Genomic DNA, 20,297 nt, shown 5'->3' on the forward strand with positions numbered 1-20,297 from the left:
GTCCTTCCGGGTGTTGGTCAGGCCCCGGTGGGGCGGCGGCTCAGATCGAACGTCAGGCCCGCGGTGAACCGCCCCGTCAGTTCCGCGTACAACGGCTCGGTCAGGGATGCGGGGAGCGGGTCGTGGTGACGGCCCAGGTGTGCCCGGAGACGGTGCAGGGCGGCGAGCGTCCAGGCCGGGTCGGCGGCGAAACCGGCCGTGCCGGAGGGGCGGTGCCACCAGAGGCCGAGACAGGCGGACGCCGCGAGCACGCCGGTCCACTGCCGGGCCAGGGCGAACGCGTGCGGCGGCGCGGCGGGCCCGAGCAGGCCGGGCGGCAACTCGGCCGCGCCGCGGGCCAGCGCCGCCAGGTCGGCGAGGTGGGCGTAGGCGGCCGCCGCTATTTCCCGGTCGTCCCGCGCGGCGGCGGCGCCCTCGATCAGGGAGCGGCTCAGCGGGTCCCGGCCCCGGGAGGTGATCGCGAGCTCGGCGAGGCGGAGCCCGGGGAGCGGCTGCCCGGGGTGGAAGGTCTCAGCCGGCAGCGGCGGCGTGTCCGCGCCGTGCCATCCGCGGCGGGCGGTGATCGGCAGTTGCGGCAGCAGTGACAGCTCACAGGACACGCGCGAGGCGTGCCCGAAGGCGGAGGGCTGCACGTCGCGCAGCAGCTTCTGAAACAGCGACCGTTCCCCCGAGCGCAGGTAGAACTGCGAGCCGAGCAGCTCGGACAGCCGGTAGACAGCCGCCATCAGGATCTTCGGTACGAGCGATTTCACGGCGGCCGCGTAGACGGCGGTCGCTCCCGGCGCGAGGTGTGCGGCACGGGCCGCGACGGTGGTGAAGGCGTCGGCGAGCAGCAGGTCCGCGAACGTCTCGGCGAGGATCGAGCGGGACAGCGGCAGATCGGCGACGGCACCCCCGTACAGGCGGCGGGCGTGCACCCCGCGCAGGGCGGTGCGCAGCGCGGTGTCGAGCAGGCCCACGGTCATGCCGGGAAGGGCGATGCGGGTGAGCTGGAAGGAGCGCATGGCCGTCTCGACGCCGAGGCCGGGGAGGCCGAGCACGCTGCCGGCCGGCACGGGGCAGTCGACGAACTCGACGCCGGCGAGCCGCACGCCGCGCATGCCGACCGTGCGAAAGCGTCCCAGGCGGCGTACGGCTCGGGCGGGCAGCGTGTCGGCGTCGAGAACGAGCTGGGAGTGACTCCGGCCGCCGTGGGCCGGGTCGGTGCGGGCGAACAGCACCATGACGCCCGCCCGGTCGAGGTTGGCCACGACCTCCTTGCGGCCGTTGAGGCGCAGCAGGCCGTCGGGTCCGGGCAGCGCGGTGAGCCCGGCGCGGGACAGGTCGTTGCCGTGCGCGAGTTCGTGATAAGCGCACGCGGCGCGGTCGCCGGTCAGCAGCCGCTCGGCGAAGCGGGTCTGCTGATCATGGCTGCCGGACGTCCACACGTTGACGGCCGCCATGAACGAGCCCGCTCCGTAGCCGAGTCCGAGGCAGGGATCGCGCCGGTACACGGCGCGCATCACGTCGATCAGCCCTTCCAGGTCGTGGAAACGGCCGCCGAGCCTTTCGGGCACGAAGTGGGTGTTCAGCTCGAAGCCGTCCAGCAGCCTCTCGCCCTCGGCGAGCATCTCGCCGCGTTCGTCGGCGGCGAGGACCGCGCCGCCGCCGACCGGGTTTCCGGGGTCTCCGGCGTCGCCGAACAGCTTCTCCAGGGCGTCGACCCGGGTGTCCGCCCGGGTGGGGCCCGCGGACGAGGGGAGGGTCATCGGACGGGCTCCTTCGACGTCAGCAGGGGTTCGTACGCGTCGTTGGGAGCCTGGTGGCCGGGCCTGAGCAGTTCGAGTGCCCGCTCCAGGGCCGCGGTGAGCATCGCGTTCCGGTCCGGCTCGCCGGGAGCGGCGAGGATCAGGTGGGCGGCACTGGCCCCCGCGAAGCACAGCTCGTAGCGGCGGGCCACCGCGAACGCCTGCGGGGGCGTGTCCCGGCCGCCGGGCGGCAGCGCCGCCATGGCCTCGACGACGGAGGCGGTCTCCGCCGCGAGCTCGGCGGTCAGATGGTGGGCACGCGGGGGTACGGCGCCGGCCGCGGCCAGCGGGGCGAGCCGCCGTACGGCGGCGGGGAGTGCCTGCACCACCGTGCAGCCGGTACGGCTGAGCAGCCGCAGGGCGGTGAAGTCCAGCGGCGGCGTGCGCGTCAGGTCCTCGACGGCGGCGAGGCCGGCCTCGTCGTGGCCGCCGCCGAGCCACCGCCGCCGCAGAAGGGCGAACTGCGCGGCCAGCGACGCGCGGTTCACCGCGGTGGTGCCGTCGAAGATGGAGACGATGCGGTGGTCGCGTTCCAGCTTCTGGAACATGCCGTCGGCGTGCTGCCGGGTCAGGAATCCGCGGACGCCGAGGATCTCGGCGAGGTCGTCGATGGCCTGCTGCACGATGTCCGGCACACCGGCCTTGACGAGCGCGGACACCACGCTCATCTCACCCGTCAGGCAGTGGGCCGAACGCGCCGCGATCAGCGAGGCGGCGTCGGCGAGAGCCAGGGAGGCGGCGGCCCGGCCCAGCACCCGCCGGGCCAGCGGAAGTTCGATGAGCGTGGTGCCGTACATGTCGCGGCTCGCCGCGAAGTCGCGGGCCAGCCGCAGCGCGTGCTCGCCGGCGCCCAGGGAGAGCGAGACGCACACGGTCCGGGTCAGCTGGAGTGCCCGCAGCACGGTCTCCAGGCCATCGCCCACCTTGCCGATCAGCGTGTCGGCGGGGACGACCGCGCCCTCGAACCCGATTCCGCTGATGTCGGCGCCCCTGATGCCGTGCGTCGGCTCCTTCGGCAGGTTTCGCCAGGCGTTTTCGGGCAGGTCGGCCTTGTCGACCAGGAACAGGCTGAATCCACGCTCGCCGCCCTCGGGTGAGGTGCGCGCAAGCACGCAGACGAAGCGCCCGCGGGTGGCGTTGTTCACCGGCCACTTCACGCCGTCGAGTCGCCAGCCGCCGCCCGGTGCGGAGCCGCCGCCGGGTACCGAGCCGTTGCCGGGGGCCGAGCGCCCGTCCGACGCCGGGCCATTCTCCGACGCCGAATGGGCGTCCGGCGCCGAGCCGTAGTCCGGTGCCGAGCCGTCGTCCGATGCCAGGTGGGCGTCCGATGCGGGAACCGCGCTGAATCGCCCGGCGAGCAGGTCGCTGCCGAGCCCCGGCTCGGTCAGCCCCCACGCGACCACGGCGCCTCGGAGCACCTCCCGGGCCAGCGCCTGCCGCTGCTCCCGGTCGCCCGCGACCCAGGTGCACACCGCGCCGAGGAACGTCTTGCCGTGCGCCACCGCGACCGTCAGGTCGCGCCGCGCCACCGTGCGCAGGGCGGCGAGCAGTTCCGGCAGGCCGCCGGGTACGCCGCCCAGCTCGGCGGGGACGTAGGCGCGGGTGATCCCGAGTTCGTCCAGCAGTGCGCATTCGCCCGCGGGGAACTCCTCCAGCTCGTCGAGCGCCGCGCTGCGCGACGTGCGGAACAGCCGCCCCCCGTCCGCCTCGGCACGGCGGTCCGTCACCTCGTCCGCCGTCTCGCCCACGGCTTCGTGCCTCGCCGCGTCGATCGCCTCGTCGAGCAGGCGGGGTAGCGCGTCCGGCCACCCGAGAGCGGCGGCGCTCACAATGCCCGACTCTCCGGTGCTCCCAGTGCTCCCAATGTTCCCAGTGTTCCCGGTGCTCCCGGTGCTCCACATGTTTCCGGCGCTCCCGGCGCTCCTTGCGCTCACGGTGTGCCCTCGGTCATCACCGACCGCACCGCCGGGTCGACGTCCTGGTAGAGCGGTGTCAGCGCGCCGCTGAGGAACAGCTCCCGCATCTCGGAGCGCTGCACCTTGCCGCTGGTGGTCTTGCGGATCGCGCCGCGCCGCAGCAGCGCCAAACCGGCGGCGCGCACGCCGAACTCGCGCTGGATCGTCGCCCGCATCTCGGCGGCGAGCTCGGCCAGTTGCCCGTCCTGGAACCGCCCGCGCACCTCGTGCAACACCACGACCTGCTCGTCGGGCGCCGGCACGGTGAACACAGTGCCCGCGAGCGTGGTCAGCGGCGGGTGCTGGAGCCGCAGTTCGTGTTCGATGTCATGGGGATAGAGGTTGCGGCCGCGCACGATCAGCAGGTCCTTCCTGCGGCCGGTGATGAACAGCTCGCCGTCGCGCAGCGCGCCGAGATCACCGGTGCGCAGGTACGGCCCGTCGCCGTCGGCGGTGTGGGCACGGAACGTCGCCTCGGTGGCGTCGGCGCGGCCCCAGTAGCCGGCGGCGACGCTCGGGCCGCGCAGCCAGATCTCGCCGGTCGTGCCGTCGGGCAGCACCCGGTGATCGTCCGGATCGACGATCAGTACGTCGAAGTCGGGGGCGTCGCCGCAGCCGACCAGCTCTCGCGCCGGGCCGCCCGGCCGGGGCGGCTCCAGGGTGTGCTTCTCCAACGCGGCAGGGTCCACCGGTTCTACGCGCGGTGGGCGGCTTCCCCTGCCGGAGACGTAGACCGTGGCCTCGGCCATCCCGTAGCAGGGGGCGAAGGCATCGGCACGGAAGCCGACGGCGGCGAAGCGTGCGGCGAAGTCACGCAGGGTGGACGCCTGGATCGGCTCGGAGCCGTTGGCGGCGAACCGCCACCCGGACAGGTCGACCTCGGCGAGCTGGGCGTCGGTGACCCGTCGCACGCACAGTTCGTACCCGAAGTCGGGCGCGGCCGAGTAGCCGATGCCGTGGCGGCCGAGCATCGTGAGCCAGTGGTGCGGGCGTTTGACGAAGGCGGTGGCGGACATCAGCGTGCAGCTGCTCCCGAGGAACAGGCTCGGCAGCAGCTGCCCCATCAGCCCCATGTCGTGGTAGAGGGGGATCCAGCCGCCGAAGCCGGTCTCCTCGGTCAGGCCCAGGGCCCGGCGGAGGCTGTCGGCGTTGTGCAGCAGGTTGCCGTGGTCGACCATCACGCCCTTGGGGTCGCCGGTCGAGCCCGAGGTGTACTGCAGGAGGACGAGGTCGCGGGCGCCGACCCCGGGATCGCGCCAGCGCTCGGCTTCGCCGAAATCCCCGGTGTCGCTGGCCGCCACCGGGATGCCGAGACCCTGGCCGTCGACCCACTGCCCGACCTCGTCCAACTGCGCGGAGTCGGTGAGCGCCAGGCTCACCCCGGCGTCGGTGGCGATCCGGGTGACCCTGCGCTGCTGGTAGCTGAACTGCCCCGGCATGGGTGCCGGCACGGCGACGACGCCCGCGTAAAGACAGCCGAGGAAGGCCGTGACGAAGGGCAGGCCGGGCGGGTAGAGCAGCATCACCCGGTCGCCGGGGGCGTGGTGGTCCCGCAGCCGGGCGGCGACGCGGCGCGCCTCGGAGTCCAGGGCCGCGAAGCTGAGGCTGCTCACGCCGTCGGCCCGATCGTGGTCGTGCACGAACGTGACGGCCGTCCGGTCGGGGCGCTCCCGGGCGTGGCGGCGCAGCAGGTGCAGAGCCGTGGGCTCGCTGAACGGGGAGTCGGTCACCGGGCAGTCCTCTCGGGGCGCGTGGGCAGGTAACGGATCGCCTCGAAGTAGTCCAGGTAGCGGCCGATGAGCTCGGCGTCCGGGGCCATGCAGTGGATGCCGGAGTCGGCCAGCGCCGACCGGAGGTTGGCGGTGTCGAAGACGGGCCTGCTGCCGCGATAGCCGAGGTCGGGCGCGGGCTGGTCGGGGCCGAACAGCGGGAGGAAGCGCTCCAGCTCGTTCTCGTCGCCGCGCCGCACGGCCTCGGTCAGCTCGGCGTACCAGTCGCCGTACGCCAGCCGGCGCAGCGGGTACCCGTGTTCTGCGAGCAGGTCGACGAGCCGGTCCCAGGGCAGCGGGCGCCCTCCGGGCAGGTTGAACGCTGCGCCGTGCCACTCGCCGCTCAGCGCGATGTGCGACACGGCGGCCGCGCAGAAGTCGACCGGCGTCATCTCCAGGACGACGTCGAACTCGAGGGCGGCGCCGAGCTGGACACAGCCCTTGAGCGTCGCGTTGAGGAACGTGTCCGTGGCGCAGGCGCCGGTGGTCTGCGCGCCGGTGATCTGGCCGGGGCGGTGGACGCAGGTCGGCAGGCCGCGCTCATGGGCCTGGGCCATCAGGCGATCACCGACCCATTTCGTCTGCCGGTAGCCGCCGACGACGCCCTCGGGATCGGTGGCCGCGTCCTCGGCCCACACGTGATCTCCTGGATGGCCGGGGTAGACCGCGAGCGAGGAGATGTAGTGCACGGGTTTGACCCGATGCCGGACCGCGAGCCGCAGCACCTCCAGGGTCCCGAGCACGTTCACCGGCTTCAGACCGCGGTACGGCAGCGCGTAGCTGGACCAGGCGCCGTTGTGCACGATCATCTCGACCTCATGGGCGAGCCGGAGGTACGCCGCCCGGTCCAGGCCCAGGTACGGCCTGGCCAGGTCGCCGGGCACGCCGGTGAACCGCTGCGCGTCGCCGTCCCGCCACAGCCCGTACCGCTCCATCGTGGCCCTGACCCGTCCGGCGGCCTGTCCGGGTGTGTCGGCGCGGACCAGGACGTACAGGTGCGCCGTGGAGCGGTCGAGCAGCTCCCGCATCAGGAAGGCGCCGGTGTAGCCGGTGCCCCCGGTGAGCAGAACGGTGCGGTACGGCGCGGTCGCGGGTGGTGCGCAGCCGTCAGCCGGGGCGATGTCGGCCGGCAGCGCGGCCTCGGCGGCCAGGTCGGCGGCGGTCAGCGAACGCGGGTGGCGTGACGGTCCCGGGGCCGGTCCGCCGGCGGACTCCGCGCTTCCGGCGGCCTCCCGGCTTCCGGCGGCGGGGCCGTCGGCGTCGTCCAGGCCGCCCATGCGGCGTACGAGGCGCTCCACCGTCGGGTCGTCGAACAGCATCCGCGCGCTGATCTGGACGCCGGTCTCGGCCCGTAGCCTGGCCGCGGCCTGGGCTGCGGCCAGTGAGTCGCCGCCGAGCTCGAAGAAGTCGTCCTTGAGCCCGACCCGGCCCACCCCGAGAACCTCGGCCAGGATCGCGGCGACCCGGGTCTCCCGGGGAGTCCTGGGCGGCAGGTAGGCCGCTGAGGCGGTGTCGACGGCGGCGACGGCGGGCAGCCGGCCGCGGTCGATCTTGCCGTTGGGCAGCTTGGGCAGCTCGGGCAGGACGACGAAGCGGGACGGCACCATCGCCTCCGACAGGTGCGCGGCGGCGAACTCCCGCAGCTCGGCGCGGAGGCCGGCCCAGGTCGCCTGGGCCAGGGGGTCGTTGGCCGCCGGAGTGGCCGTCTCGGACATGCTGATCACCGTTCCCTCGGTTCTTCGCCCGCCGCCGGTTCGAACAGGACGGTGAACTCGCCGACCCGGTGCGGCGAGGCGGGCACGAGGCGGACGGGCCGGCCGTGCGGTTCGCCCGCCGCCACCAGGTCCTCCGGGTCGAGCGCGTCCGGCTCCGCCGTGTCCCACAGGGTCCGTTCCAGGTCCCAGGCGGTCCGGTCGGCCGGGTGCCGCTCGCCGAGCAGGGCGAGTGCGGCCAGCGGCTGGACCAGCCGCCGGTCGGGCAGCCCGGTCACGGTCAGCGCCCGTTCCGGCTCTGTGCCGTCCAGCAGGCGGTGCAGGGCTTCGAGGTCGCCGACCTCATCCCAGGTGAGCTGTTTGCCGCCGGTCCAGATGGCCCCGTTGCTCTCGATCGCCCCGATGGCCCCGCCGGTCTCGATTTCCAGTGCGCGCTCGGGGCCGTACAACGTCACGTCCCAGCGGAACCGGGTGAGCTCGTTGGCGACGCGACCGCGTTTGAGCTCGATCCGCACCCCCGCGCCCACCGACTCGGCGAATTCGGTGAAGAAATCGGTGTTCAGGCACAGCTCACGCTCGTCGGCCAGGGCGCGGTCGGCGGCAGCCGCGACCTCGGCCGCCGGGGTGAGCGCGGGCGCCCGGTGGAGCTGGGTGTCGGCGTGGAAGCACGGCAGCAGGGACAGGTCGCGCACGTCGCCGACGAAGACCGCGCCGGCGGGCCCGGCCACGCGGAGGGCCTCGGTCAACGCCCGCAGCAGATATTCGGGACCGGGGAAGTACTGGACGACCGAGTTGAACAGCACGAGATCAGCCGCGCCGCCGGGCAGCTCGGCCAGCGTCAGCGCGTCGCCCTGACGCAGCATGATGTGACCGGGGAGGCGACCGCCGACGGCGACGGAGCCGGCGGCGGTGGCCAGCGCGGCCGACGACAGGTCGATGCCCAGGTACGACTCGGCATGTGGAGCGAGTTCCCGCAGGTAGAGGCCGACGCCCACGCCCACGTCGACGATCTTCCTGGCACCGAGGTCAGCGACGCGCCGCACAGTGTGGCCGAGCCATTCCCGCATCTCGTGGACCGGGATGGGTTTCTTCGTGTAGCTGCTCATCCAGCCCGCGAAGTCGTCGCGGTCGTCCGCGGCGGGATCGGTCGTGTAGGCGCCCTCCCAGACGTCACGCCAGCGTTCGAGGTGTGCCCGCTCGCCGCCGCCGTCCCGGCCGGCCACGGGGGCGACGTAGGCGACGAGCTCGGCGGTCCCGTTGGCGCGCCGGGCCGCGACGACCGCGACGGAGGCGACCTCGGGGTGGCGGGAGAGCACGCTCTCCACCTCGTCGGGCTCGATTCGGTGGCCGAGGATCTTGACCTGGCGGTCGGCCCGGCCGAGGAACTCCAGCACGCCGTCCGTACGCCACCGGACCCGGTCGCCGGTCCGGTACCAGCGCCTGCCCGCCCGCTTCACGAAACGCTCGGCGGTCAGCTCGGGGCGGTCCAGGTAGCCGGCCGCGACCCCGTCCCCGCCGATCCACAGCTCGCCGGCCACCCCGATCGGCGTCTCCCGGCCGTCCTCGGCGACGACCAGCACCGGCGTGTTGGCGATAGGGGTCCCGATCGGCGGCGCGGAGGAGCTGACGTCGTGCTCCCGGTCGAGTTCGTGGACGGTCGACCAGATGGTCGTCTCCGTCGGGCCGTACATGTTGTAGACGCGCATCGAGGGCAGCGCGGTCAGCAGCCGCCGGGCCAGCCCCGACGGGAACGCCTCGCCGCCCACCAGCAGGGCGCGCAGCGGACGCAGCGCGTCGAGCGCCTCGGCCTGCGCGGCCACAGCGGAGAGGAACGACGGGGTCGCCTGCAGCAGCGTCACCCCGTGCCGGGTGACGAGCTCGCAGAGGCTTCCCTCGCCGTCGGCCGGGGTCAGCCGCTCGATCATCCGTTCGCCGGCCATGGCGACCGCCGCGCCACGGGTCAGCGGCCACAGCAGCTCCAGGACCGAGATGTCGAAGGAGACGCTGGTCAAAGCGAGCACGACGTCGCCGGAGCCGGCGCCGATCCGCAGGTCCATGCCGGTGAAGAAGTTGACGACGTTGCGGTGCAGCAGCACCGTTCCCTTGGGCCGTCCGGTGGAGCCCGAGGTGTAGATGACGTACACCGGGTCGTCCGGCCCGCTCAGCCGCCGCGGCGGGTCCGCCGGGTGGGATGCGATCTCGGCCGCCTCTGTCTCCAGCCGTACGACGGCGCGCGCGGGCAGGTCGGCGACTCCGCCGTCGCCGGTGATCAGACAGTCCAGCGAGGCGTCGGCGGCGATGTAGCGCAGCCGCTCGGCCGGGAATCCCGGGTCGAGCGGGACGTACGCGGCGCCGCTGCGGAGGGTGGCGAGGAGGGCGACCACGAGGTCGGCGGACCGGGCCACGCTCACCCCGACGCGGCCGCCGCGCCCCGCGCCCCTGGCGCACAGGTGGTGGGCGAGCCTGTTGGCCCGGGCCGACAGCTCCGCGTAGGTCAGCCGGTCGGGGCCGTCCAGCAGCGCGACGGCGTCCGGCGCCGCCGCGACCTGCCGGTCGATCAGGTCGGCCACGGTGGCCTCGGTGTCGTACGGCACGGCCGGGCCGTTCCACCGGGCCAGGCGTGCCGACTCGTCCCGGCCGCGAAGGTCGGCGGGCGGCGCCCCCGCCGGGTCGGCGGCCAGGGTCGCCAGCGCGCGGCCGTAGTAACCGGCCAGGCGCCGGCAGAACTCGGGGTCGAGCCGTGAGACGTCGCAGTCGAGCCACAGGCCGAGGCGGCCGTCGACCGGGTCGACGAGGAAGTTCGCCGCGAGCGGGAAGTCGGTCTCCGCGACCCCGAAGCCGTCCTCGATGGCGGTGTCGGAGCCCCATCGGCGGTGGAAGTCCATGAAGTTGACGTACGAGTCCAGCGTGAGATCGCCGTGGTCGCGCAGGATGCGGTGGTAGGGGTAGCGGCGGTGTGGCGCGGTGCGCTGCTCGTGCGCGTGGATCCGCTCGGCGAGTTCCCGCCACGACGCGCCGGAGACGGCGAGCCGCAGCGGCAGTGTGTTGAGGAACACGCCGATCACCTGGTCGGCCCCGGCGGTCTCCAGTCTGCCGTGCCCGACGACGCCGGTCAGCACCTCGTCGCCGGGCGTCACACTGTGCAGGACGGCCGCGTGCACGGCCGCGAGGAACGACTTGACGGGCAGCCCGGCGGCCCGCGCGGCCTCGGTCACCCGCACCCCGGTCTCGTCGTCCACCGGCACGTCGAACCGCCGGTGCCGGACGCCGTCGCCCGCGCCCGTGGACGCGCCTGTGGACGCGGATGTGGTCCGCGACGGCAGCGGCGTGTGCGCGGCTCCCGCCAGTTCGCGCGTCCAGAACTCCCGGTGTTCCGCACGCCGTGTCGCCTGCCGCTCGGCGGCGACGAAGTCCCGGTAGGCGGACGGCACCTCGGGCAGCCACAGGTCCTCACCGGCCAGGGCGGCCCGATATCGCTCGACGATCTCGTCGATCATCGCCGCGTCGCTCCAGCCGTCGAGCACCACGTGGTGCTCGACCACGCTGAGCTGGAAGGAGTCCTTGCTCAGCGGGTGTGCGGTGAACGCCAGCAGCGGGGCGGCGGTCAGGTCGAAGTCGTGGTGTTTGGCGGACTCCGCCCACTCGGCCAGGAACCGGTCACGCCGCCGGTCGTCCACGCCGTAGAGGCGTTCGTCCACGGTCAGCGGCACCCGTACGTCCCGGTGCACGAGTTGGAGCGGCTCGCTGAAACCGGTCAGGTGCACGGAGCAGCGCAGCGCGGGATGCCGTCGGAACGTCCCGTCGAGGGCGGTCAGCAGCAGCCGTTCGTCGAAGGGGAGACGGATGCGGACGCCGGTGACCACCCGATAGACGGACGTACCCCGCTCGTACTCCGCGTGGAACGTCATCCCCGCCTGCATCGCGCTCAGCGGATAGGCGTCTTCCAGACCTTCCGGCAGCAGCTCGCGATCGGCCGGGCCGACCAGCGAGAACGGCTCGGCGGGCGAGCCGCCGGGGGCGTACGGCCGCAGGCGGCGGGCCAGGCCGCGCACGGTCGGGTCGTCGTACAGGTCGTCCAGGGCGAAGGTGCGGCCGGTTCGCTCCAGTGCGGCGCGCAACCTGAGGCTGAGGATGGAGTCTCCGCCGAGCGCGAAGAACGAGGCGGTGACGTCGACCCGCCCGGCCCGCAGCACCTCGGCGAACGCGTCGTGCACGAGGCACTCCGACTCGTCGGCGGGCCCCTCGGCATGCCCTTCCACCGGGCTTTCCGCGGAGTCTTCCGCGGGTACGGCGTCGGCGGTCGCGGCCAGCGCGCGGCGGTCGACCTTGCCGTTGGGCAGCATCGGCAGGGCGTCGAGCGGCACGATACGCGACGGCACCATGTAGCCGGGCAGCACCCGGCGCAGCGCCTCGGTCAGGGATTCGACGGCGACGCCGGGGGCCACCACGTGGGCGAGCAGCCGTCGTGACCCGTCGGCCTGCGGCGGCGCGGTCACGACGGCCTCGCGCACGCCGTCGAGAGCGAGCAGCGCCGACTCGATCTCACCGGGCTCGATGCGGAAGCCGCGCACCTTGACCTGCTGGTCGACGCGCCCGTGGTACTCGATCACACCGTCCTCTCGCATCGAAGCGAGATCGCCGGTGCGGTACAGCCTCCCGCCGTCGCCCGCGAGGGGATGCGAGACGAAACGCTCGGCTGTCTGCTCCGGCCGGTTGAGATAGCCGGTCGCCAGCTGGACTCCGCCGATGTGCAGCTCGCCGACGACGCCGAAGGGCAGCGGCTCGCCGCCGGGGTCCGGTTCGCCGGGGGCGAGGATGTACAGGCTCGTGTTGGCGACGGCCCGGCCGATCGGCACCGGCCCCTTGGCGTCCCGTGCGCCGCACCGCCAGTGGGTGACGTCGATGGACGCCTCGGTCGGTCCGTACAGGTTGAACAGCCCGGGGGCGTCCGGCCCCGCACCGTAAAGCGCGAAAAATCCGGCGACGGTCTCGGGCCGCAGGGCCTCCCCGCTGCACACCACCCGGCGCAGCGCGGGCAGATCGGCGGCGGACGGCTCGGCGAGGAACGCGTCGAGCATCGGCGGCACGAAGTGGACGGTGGTGATGCCGTGGTCGCGCAGCGCGGCGGCGACCGCCCGGGGGTCGCGGTGTGCGCCGGGCTCGGCCAGGTGCAGCCGGGCCCCGGTCAGCAGCGGCCAGAAGAACTCCCACACCGACACGTCGAACGTGAACGGCGTCTTCTGCAGCACGCGGTCGCCGGGGCCGAGCCGATACTCCTCCTGCATCCACAGGAGCCGGTTGACCACTCCCCGGTGTGGTACGGCCACGCCCTTGGGCGTGCCGGTCGACCCGGAAGTGTAGATCACGTAGGCCGTGTCGGTGGGGGCGCCGGACGGCGGCGGGCCCGCCATGTCCGCCGGGCCCGGTGGCACCTCGTCGACGGCCACCACCCGCACGTCCGGCATGCCCTGCCGGTCCGGTACGGCGCTGCCGGCCGTCGCCCCGCTCAGGCCTTCTCCCGGCGTTCGGCCGGGCATGTCGCCGAGCGTCTCGTTGAGTGTCCCGGCCAGGCGCGCGGTGGTGAGCACGGTGCCGACGGCCGCGTCGCGCAACTGGAACTCCAGGCGTGCGGCCGGCAGCTCGGGGTCGAGCGGCAGATAGGCCGCGCCCGCCATGAGCACGGCGAGCAGGGACACGACCAGGTCGAGCGAGCGTTCCTGATATATGCCGACGACGGCCCCGGGCTCGACGCCGCGCGTCCCGAGGTGCGCGGCGAGACGACGGGCGGCGCCGACGAGTTCCCGGTAGGTCAGCGAGGCGTCCGACACCTGCGCCGCGATCGCGTCGGGCGTGCGCGCGGCCTGCTTCTCGATCAGTTCGTGCAGCCGTACGTCCAGGTCGTAGTCGCGGACGTCGGGAGCGGAGGCGGCGAGCACGGCGCGTCGTTCGGCCTCGTCCATCGACGGCAGCCCGCCGACGGGCAGATCGGGATCGGCGAGTGCGCCGCGCAGCAGCGCGAGCAGCCTGCGGCTGTGGGCGGCGAGCGCGCCCGCCGTATGCAGCTCGGGGTTGGCGTCGATGTTGAGGCGCACCCGGGTGCCCCGGGCGTCGGCGAAGAAGTCGAACTGGAGGTCGTCCACCGGTCCCGACGACAGATGGTGGGCGGTGCCCGGCAGGTCGCTGAACGACACGTCGGCGTCGAACGTGACGACGTTCACCGTGGTGCCCGCCAGGCGGCGGCGGTCGCCGGGGAGCAGCTCCCGATGCAGCTCCTCCCCGCGGTATCGCTGGTGCCGCAGGGCCTGGCCGAGCTCGGCCGAGACGTGCGCGACCAACTCGGCGAACGTGGCCGTACGCGGCGCGGTGAAGCGTACGGGAAGCTCGTTGGCGAACATCGCCGGGGTGGCCAGCGCGGCGGCGGAAGGGCGGGCGGGCAGCGGAATGCCAAGCAGGGTCTCCTCGGTGCCGGTGATCCGGCACTGGTAGGCGGCCACGGCCGCGATCAGCAGTGCGGACGGGCGGACGCCCAGCCGCCGGGCGGCGGCACGCAGGAGAGCGGTGTCGGCCGGCGGCAGGTCGGTGCCGCGGCGCAGCAGGCCGTACGCCGTTCCGGCGCCGGGGCGTCCCAGGCTCACCGGGTCGGGACGGTCGGCGAAGCGGTCCAGCCAGTAGGCGCGGTCGCGTTCCCCGGCCGCCGAGGCGGCGTAGGCCATGTCCTCGGCCACCAGGGTCTCCAGCGGCAGCGCACGGGTGGGCGGGGGCGCGGCGCCGTCGGCGAGTGCCGTGTAGATTTCGGCGATCCGCCTGATGTAGACCGTCTGCCCGAATCCGTCCATCACGAGGTGGTGGTAGCGGATGTACAGCAGATGGCCGTCGGGCGCTTCCCTGATGAGCACGCATCGCACGAGAGGGTCGGCGAGCGGCCTGACGGGGCGGGAGAGGTCGGCGCGCATCCACTCCTCGGCCGCGGCCCTCGGTCGGCCGGTGAGATCGAGGAGCTCCAGCTCGGTCCCGGTTCCGGTTCCGGATGCGACGGTCTGCGCCGGGTCTCCGGACGGCCCGGCCGTGTCGAACCGTACGCGCAGGGCCTCGGCCTCGGTCAGCGCGGTGCCGACGGCCCGGCGCAGCACGGCCTCGTCGAGGGGACCGCGGATCTCCACGTAGCTCCCGCAGTTGTAGCGGGGGCTCATCGGGTCGAGGTGCTGAGCCGCCCACACACCCAGCTGGGCGCGGGTCAAAGCGAGGCGAGCAGCTGAGCGGCGTGGAGGCATGTGGGTTCGCTCTTCCCTTCTCGTGGGGATCCGTCGATGTCCACCCGGCTCTGCGCAGACGCGTCAAGGCTGTCGGATCGACCGCATATAAACCACTACTCGTTCAAGTAGTTGACATGGGACGAATGCGGAGGTAATTGGACGAATTGGCTGACCGTTGGAACCTTCCGAATCTCACCATCCGATAGGACTGTTCGGTGACGTACCACAGCAATCCGTTCGATCGGCTCGTGTTAGCTTTTGCGGAGAAAGTCCGGACATCTCATGGGGGACCCGTGAGGGGGGGACATGGAGCTGTACGGTCTGGATCGAGAGCAGCGGATAATCGCACGTCGACTGGATGACGTGCGAGGCGGCTGCAATGAACTGGTTCTGGTCGACGGTCTGCGGGGAACCGGTAAGACGGCGTTGCTAAACCGAATTTCGGGCATCGCTCTCCGAAAAGGATTCGACGTTATAGAAGGCCCTGCGACCAGGCATCGAAAGCTCTTACTCGCGGCCTCAATACGTGCGGACGGAGGGATGTTTCGGTCATTTCCGGAGATGGTCGGCGTGTCCCACGCCGAGGCCGGCCCCGATCCCCTGGTCGAGGCGATCGAAGCGGAATTCGCCGCATCGGGCGGGGCACGCGGCACGTCCCGGCCGGTGCTCGTCGCCCTGGACGACGTGTCATGGCATCACCCGGACGTGTGGGCCGCGCTCGCCGGGCTGCCCTCGGCGGCCGTGCCGCAGCCGGTCCTGTGGGTGTTCGCCGGCACCACGGTGTCGGGCCTGCCCCTGCACGGCGGCGCGTACGGCGCCGGCATCGTCCGGCTCACGCTCGGGCCGATGGACCGGCGGAGCGCGCTGCGTATGGCCGCCGATCGGCTCGGCGGGCCGCCGGACGCCGAGCTGACCCGGCTCATCGACGCGTGCGGCCACCACCCCGGCCTGATCGCCGCCACCCTGGACACACTGATTTCCTGCCGCGCCTGCGCCGTGCGCGACGGCGTCGCCCGCCTGACCGCCGAGTCGCCGCCGCGGCAGGTGCTCACCGGGCTGCTGCGGGACGATCCCCGGCTGTCCGAGCACACCAGGGCGCTGCTCGCCGCGATCTCCGTACGCCGGCACGAGCCGCGGATGAGCGAACTGCTGAACCTGCCGAACGAGATCGCGGTGCCGCTGCTGGGCGCGGTGCGCGAAGCGACGGAGGCGGGGGTCCTCGTGGTCGACGGCGACCGGCTCAGGTTCCGGTATGCGCTGGTGCGTGAGGCCGCGTCCCTACTGGGGGTCTGTCAGGGGGGAGACGGGGAGCGGTCCCAGGGGCGGCGGCAGGACGACGACGCCGTGCTCGGCGCGGCGGGCGCGCGTATGGAGCCGTCCGCGCGGGCCCACCCACTCAGCGCCGCGGAGCACGGCATCGCCCGGCTGGTCGTCGACGGGCTGACGAACCGCCAGATCGCCTCGCGGGTCAACCTCTCCCCGCACACCGTGAACTTCCACCTCCGCAAGATCTTCCGAAAGCTGGGCGTCTCCTCTCGGGTCGAGCTGGTGGGGGCCTACCTCCACCGGCCCGACGCCGCCGACGAGCTCCAGGCCGTATTCCCCACTTAGGAGAGCAGGACCCACATGCAGCATGAACCGCCCCAGGCCACAGGCGAACGCGGTGCGGAGGGCACGGCGTCGCCGGTCGGCGGCACCGGCGCCGAGGAGCCGATCCCGGCGCGGGTGCGAGCCGCGCTCCTGGTGGCGATGGCCGCGACGTTCGTCGCCATGATGGACTCCTACATCGTCAACGTCGCCGTCCCGTCGATCCGGGCCGATCTGAACGCCTCGGCGGCGGCGGTCGAGATGACGGCGGGCGGCTACATCCTCGTTTACGGGCTCTTCCTGGTCACCGGGGGCAGGCTGGGCGACATCGTGGGCTACAAGCGGATGTTCGTGATCGGGCTCGGCCTGTTCACGATCGCGTCACTGGCCTGCGGTACGGCGCCCAACGCCGAGCTGCTGATCGTATTCCGCTGCGTGCAGGGGTTCTCTGCCGCGCTGTTCTTCCCGCAGATCCTGTCCATCATCCAGACCTCGTTCGAGGGGCGCCGGCGGGACCGGGCGCTCGCGCTGTTCAGCGTCACCATCGGATTGGCCGCGATCACCGGTCAGATGATCGGCGGGGTCCTGGTCCAGGCCGACCTGTTCGGATGGAGCTGGCGGCCGATCTTCCTGGTGAACCTGCCGCTGGGTCTCGCCACCGTGATCGGGGCCGTGCTCACGCTGCCGGGGATGAAGGGAGCCCAGCGGCCCCGGCTCGACCTGCCGGGTGTGGGGCTGCTCACCGCGGCGCTGTTCATGCTGCTGTTTCCGCTCGCCGAGGGCACCACGGCCGGCTGGCCCGTGTGGTGCTTCGTGATGATGGTGCTGGCGGTGCCGTTCTTCGCGGTTTTCTGGCGGTGGGAGCACCGGCTCTCCGCCGGCGGCGGCCAGCCGCTGATCAGCCCCGAGCTGCTGAGGCTGCGCGGCTACCGGTCGGGCAACGCCGTGTTCCTCGCGTTCTTCGCCTGCAACGCCGGCATGTTCTTCATCCTCGCCGTGCAGCTGCAGAGCGGTCTCGGCTACACCGCGCTCCAGTCAGGTCTGCTGTTCGCCCCGCTCGGCGTCGCGTTCACGGTGGTCGCCCTGTTCGTGCCCAAGATCATGGCCGTTCTCGGGCTGCGCGTCCTGAGCCTCGGGTACGGCCTCAACGCCGTCGGCTACCTGATGCTGCTGGTGACGGCCTTCGCCGCGGGCGACGGCATCAGCGGAGCGCTGCTGATCCCGGCCCTCGTCGTCATCGGCGTCGGACAGGGCCTGGGGGTGAGCCCGCTGCTCGGCACCGCGCTCGCGGAGGTTCCGCCGCAGCAGGTCGGCAGCTCGGCCGGAGTCCTGGAGACGGCGGGCCAGCTGGGCATGTCGGCGGGCATCACGCTGACCGGCCTGCTCTACTTCGGCGCCCTCGGCGGCTCCGTCGGCCGGCACGATCACGTGCACGCCTTCACCGTGACCCTCGTGCTCAGCCTGGCCCTCTCCCTCGTCGCCCTGGCGTTCGTACGGCCGCTGCGCAAGGCCGCCGCGGCCCAGATGGCGGTGGCCCAGACGACGGCGGCGGCCTGACCGGCCGGGTACGTACGCGGGTGGGTCTCGGCCGGCGCATCCGGTCGGGTGTCGTCCGTCACCTACCGCCGCGGCTTCGGTCCCCGCGCGAATGGCGGTCGGCAGGCCGACTCTCTAGTGTCGTGGCCATGCGGCTTCATGTGGGATGTGCGATGTGGACCCACGCACGATGGCAGGGGCGCTTCCTGCCGCAGCGGCTCGCCCAGGGGGAGCGGCTGCGCGCGTACGCGACCTGGTGCGACGCGGTGGAGGGCAACACGACGTTCTACGCGACGCCGACGAAGGAGACGGTGGAGTCGTGGGCGCGGCAGACAGCGCCCGACTTCCGCTTCGTGGTCAAGCTGCCCAAGCCGATCACGCATGAGCGCCGCCTCCACGGCGTGGACGAGGAGCTCCGATCGTTCCTCGACACGATGGAGCCGCTCGGGCCGCGGATCCACGCCCTCTGGATCCAGCTTCCGGGGTCGTTCGGCCCCGCCGATGTCGGCGCCCTGGCCCGCTTCCTCGGCCGGCTCCCCAAGGCGTACGGCTATGCCGTCGAGGTCCGCCACCCGGCGTTCTTCGACGATCCCCGATCCGTACGGCTTCTCGAACGGGTCCTGAGCGAGGCGGCGGCCGAGTGGGTCCCGTTCGACACCGTCGCCTTCTTCCGGACTCCGCCGGCCAGCGATGCCGAACGGGACGCGTGGACGAAGAAACCCCGGGTGCCCCGCCGGTCCTCGGCGCTCACCGGCCATCCGATCGTCCGCTACCTCGGCCGGGACGACCCGGATCGTACGATCGAGGGCTGGCGGCCCTGGATCGACACGGTCACGGACTGGCTGCGCGAAGGCCGCTCGCCGACGGTCTTCATCCACACCCCCGACAACGCCGACGCGCTGATGCTCGCCCGCCGCTTTCACGATGACGTACGGGCCGTCCTGCCCGAGCTCGAACCGCTGCCCGACCCGATGCCGGCCGAGCCGCCGACCCTCTTCTGATCACCGGCGGACGCCCTGAGCGTCCTGTATGTCATTCTGACCCGCATCATGTCGTTCTCTGCCGTATTACGGCGATTTCGTCCGTGATTGCCCGGGTAGCTTTGGGCGAGGTGCTTTCCCGGCAGGGCCGGGTAGGGGTTCGGCCGTCGCGAGTGGAGGTGGTCGCGGTGAGTGACTCCGTGAGTCGATCTCGTTACGTCTCCATGGATCGCTGACGCGCCGCGCTTTCCCTGGAATAGGCGACCGAGGCGCGACATTTCCGCCCCCCGTGCCCCAGGCATGTGCGGAACGGGGGTCCGCTTGTCGTGATGGGAACCGGCATGACGATCACAGAAGAACCCCGCCAGATCCGTGCGCGGATGAGCGCCGGCGATCTCGCCGGCATCGCGCAGACGCTCAGGGAACTGCCGACCGTCGAGATCGTCGATCTGCTCGAGGACCTCCCGCCGCGGGAGGCCGCCGTGGCGTTCCGGGTGCTGCCCAAGCAGATCGCCGTCGCGGCGTTCGACCAGCTACGGACCGCGACGCAGGCCGACCTCGTCGCCGAGCTCGGTCACGGTCAGGTCGCCGACATTTTCACCGAGCTCGACCCCGACGACCAGGTCGGGCTGCTCGATGAACTGCCGGCCAGGGTCGCCAAGGAGCTGCTGCGCTCCCTGCACGGCGAGGACCTGCAGGCGGCCATGGTCGTGCTCGGCTATCCGCAGGGCTCGGTGGGGCGGCGCATGTCCCCCGAGTACGTGCACGCGCGGCCCGCCGAGACGGCAGCGACCGTGATCGACAGAGCCACCGTCCTGGCCGCGGTCTCCGAAACGATCTACACCATCCCGGTGATCAGCCATGACCGGGCGCTGCTCGGGGTGGTCAGCCTCAGGGAACTGCTCGCCGCCGAAGGCGACCGGGAAGTCGCGGAGCTGATGTCTCCGGCGATCGGCGCCCGCGCCACCGAGGACGCCGAGGAGGTGGCGCGCAGGTGTCTCGGCCACGGCATCCTGGCCATGCCGATCACCGATGACGAGAACCGGCTCGTCGGGCTGCTGACCATTGATGACGCGGCGAGGATCAGCCAGGCGGCGGCGGTGGAGGACCAGGCACGCGCCGGAGCCTCGGAACCGCTGCGCCGGCCCTATCTGCGTACCTCGGTGCGCAGCGTCACCAGGTCTCGGATCGTCTGGCTGCTCGTGCTCGCCGTCTCGGCGATCCTCACGGTCAACGTGCTGGAGCTGTTCGAGGCGACGCTCGAGCAGCGGGTCGCCCTCGCGCTGTTCATCCCTCTGCTCACCGGTATCGGCGGAAACACCGGCTCGCAGGCGGCCACCACCGTGACACGTGCGCTCGCCATGGGCGACATCCGGGCGAGGGACGTCTTCAGGGTGGCCTCCAAGGAGGCCAGGACCGGGCTGCTCCTCGGCGGTAATCTCGGCCTGCTCGGGCTGCTGCTCGCCTCACCGTTCTACGGCACGGAGTTCGGCGCCGTCATCGCCGTCACGCTGCTGACGGTCTGCCCGCTCGCCGCGACCGTCGGCGGGGTCATGCCACTGGTCGCCAAGGCCTGCCGGGTGGATCCGGCCGTCTTCTCCACCCCCTTCATCTCCACGTTCTGCGATGCCACCGGTCTGCTCGTGTATTTCACCGTCGCCACCCTCATGCTCGGCCTGTGACCCACCCCGGGAGGTACGCCGTACCGATGCCGTGTG

The 20,297-nt window shown here is 72.6% G+C and carries 9 protein-coding genes; 4 read left to right on the forward strand and 5 right to left on the reverse strand.

The features are described from left to right. Positions 1-17: 17 nt before the first annotated feature. The 5 genes from ACQP1K_RS00860 to ACQP1K_RS00880 all read right to left on the reverse strand — a co-directional run bounded on the left by ACQP1K_RS00860 (position 18) and on the right by ACQP1K_RS00880 (position 14,461). Positions 18-1,748, reverse strand: a complete 1,731-nt coding sequence (locus tag ACQP1K_RS00860) for an acyl-CoA dehydrogenase (RefSeq protein ID WP_433498944.1) — start codon at positions 1,746-1,748, stop codon at positions 18-20. Beyond that, on the reverse strand, positions 1,745-3,616 hold the full coding sequence (locus tag ACQP1K_RS00865) for an acyl-CoA dehydrogenase family protein (protein ID WP_433498945.1): 1,872 nt from the start codon (positions 3,614-3,616) through the stop codon (positions 1,745-1,747). The genes ACQP1K_RS00860 and ACQP1K_RS00865 overlap by 4 nt, the downstream gene beginning before the upstream one ends. 101 nt (positions 3,617-3,717) lie before the next feature. Beyond that, on the reverse strand, positions 3,718-5,472 hold the full coding sequence (locus ACQP1K_RS00870; protein ID WP_433498946.1) for a fatty acyl-AMP ligase: 1,755 nt from the start codon (positions 5,470-5,472) through the stop codon (positions 3,718-3,720). Continuing rightward, complete coding sequence (locus ACQP1K_RS00875; RefSeq protein WP_433498947.1) at positions 5,469-7,226, reverse strand: thioester reductase domain-containing protein; 1,758 nt, start codon at positions 7,224-7,226, stop codon at positions 5,469-5,471. The genes ACQP1K_RS00870 and ACQP1K_RS00875 overlap by 4 nt, the downstream gene beginning before the upstream one ends. Positions 7,227-7,231: 5 nt before the next feature. Continuing rightward, positions 7,232-14,461 carry an amino acid adenylation domain-containing protein gene (locus ACQP1K_RS00880; protein ID WP_433498948.1) on the reverse strand — a complete coding sequence of 2,410 codons (7,230 nt, stop codon included), beginning with the start codon at positions 14,459-14,461 and terminating at the stop codon, positions 7,232-7,234. A 321-nt stretch (positions 14,462-14,782) separates the two neighbouring features. Here ACQP1K_RS00880 and ACQP1K_RS00885 point away from each other — a divergent pair, with 321 nt between their 5' ends. From ACQP1K_RS00885 to mgtE, 4 genes are all read left to right on the forward strand, one after another. After that, entirely contained in the window at positions 14,783-16,087 is a 1,305-nt protein-coding gene (locus ACQP1K_RS00885; protein WP_433498949.1) for a helix-turn-helix transcriptional regulator, read from the forward strand. Positions 16,088-16,102: 15 nt separating this feature from the next. Next, complete coding sequence (locus ACQP1K_RS00890; protein WP_433498950.1) at positions 16,103-17,620, forward strand: MFS transporter; 1,518 nt, start codon at positions 16,103-16,105, stop codon at positions 17,618-17,620. Between the two features lie 128 nt (positions 17,621-17,748). Then, on the forward strand, positions 17,749-18,600 hold the full coding sequence (locus ACQP1K_RS00895; protein WP_433498951.1) for a DUF72 domain-containing protein: 852 nt from the start codon (positions 17,749-17,751) through the stop codon (positions 18,598-18,600). A gap of 320 nt (positions 18,601-18,920) precedes the next feature. Further along, positions 18,921-20,261 (forward strand): magnesium transporter, encoded by a 1,341-nt coding sequence (mgtE, locus tag ACQP1K_RS00900; protein ID WP_433498952.1) that lies wholly within the window; start codon positions 18,921-18,923, stop codon positions 20,259-20,261. Positions 20,262-20,297 lie beyond the last annotated feature (36 nt).

Origin of the sequence: Sphaerimonospora sp. CA-214678 (genome assembly GCF_050942215.1) — a bacterium.
Lineage (GTDB): Bacteria > Actinomycetota > Actinomycetes > Streptosporangiales > Streptosporangiaceae > Sphaerimonospora.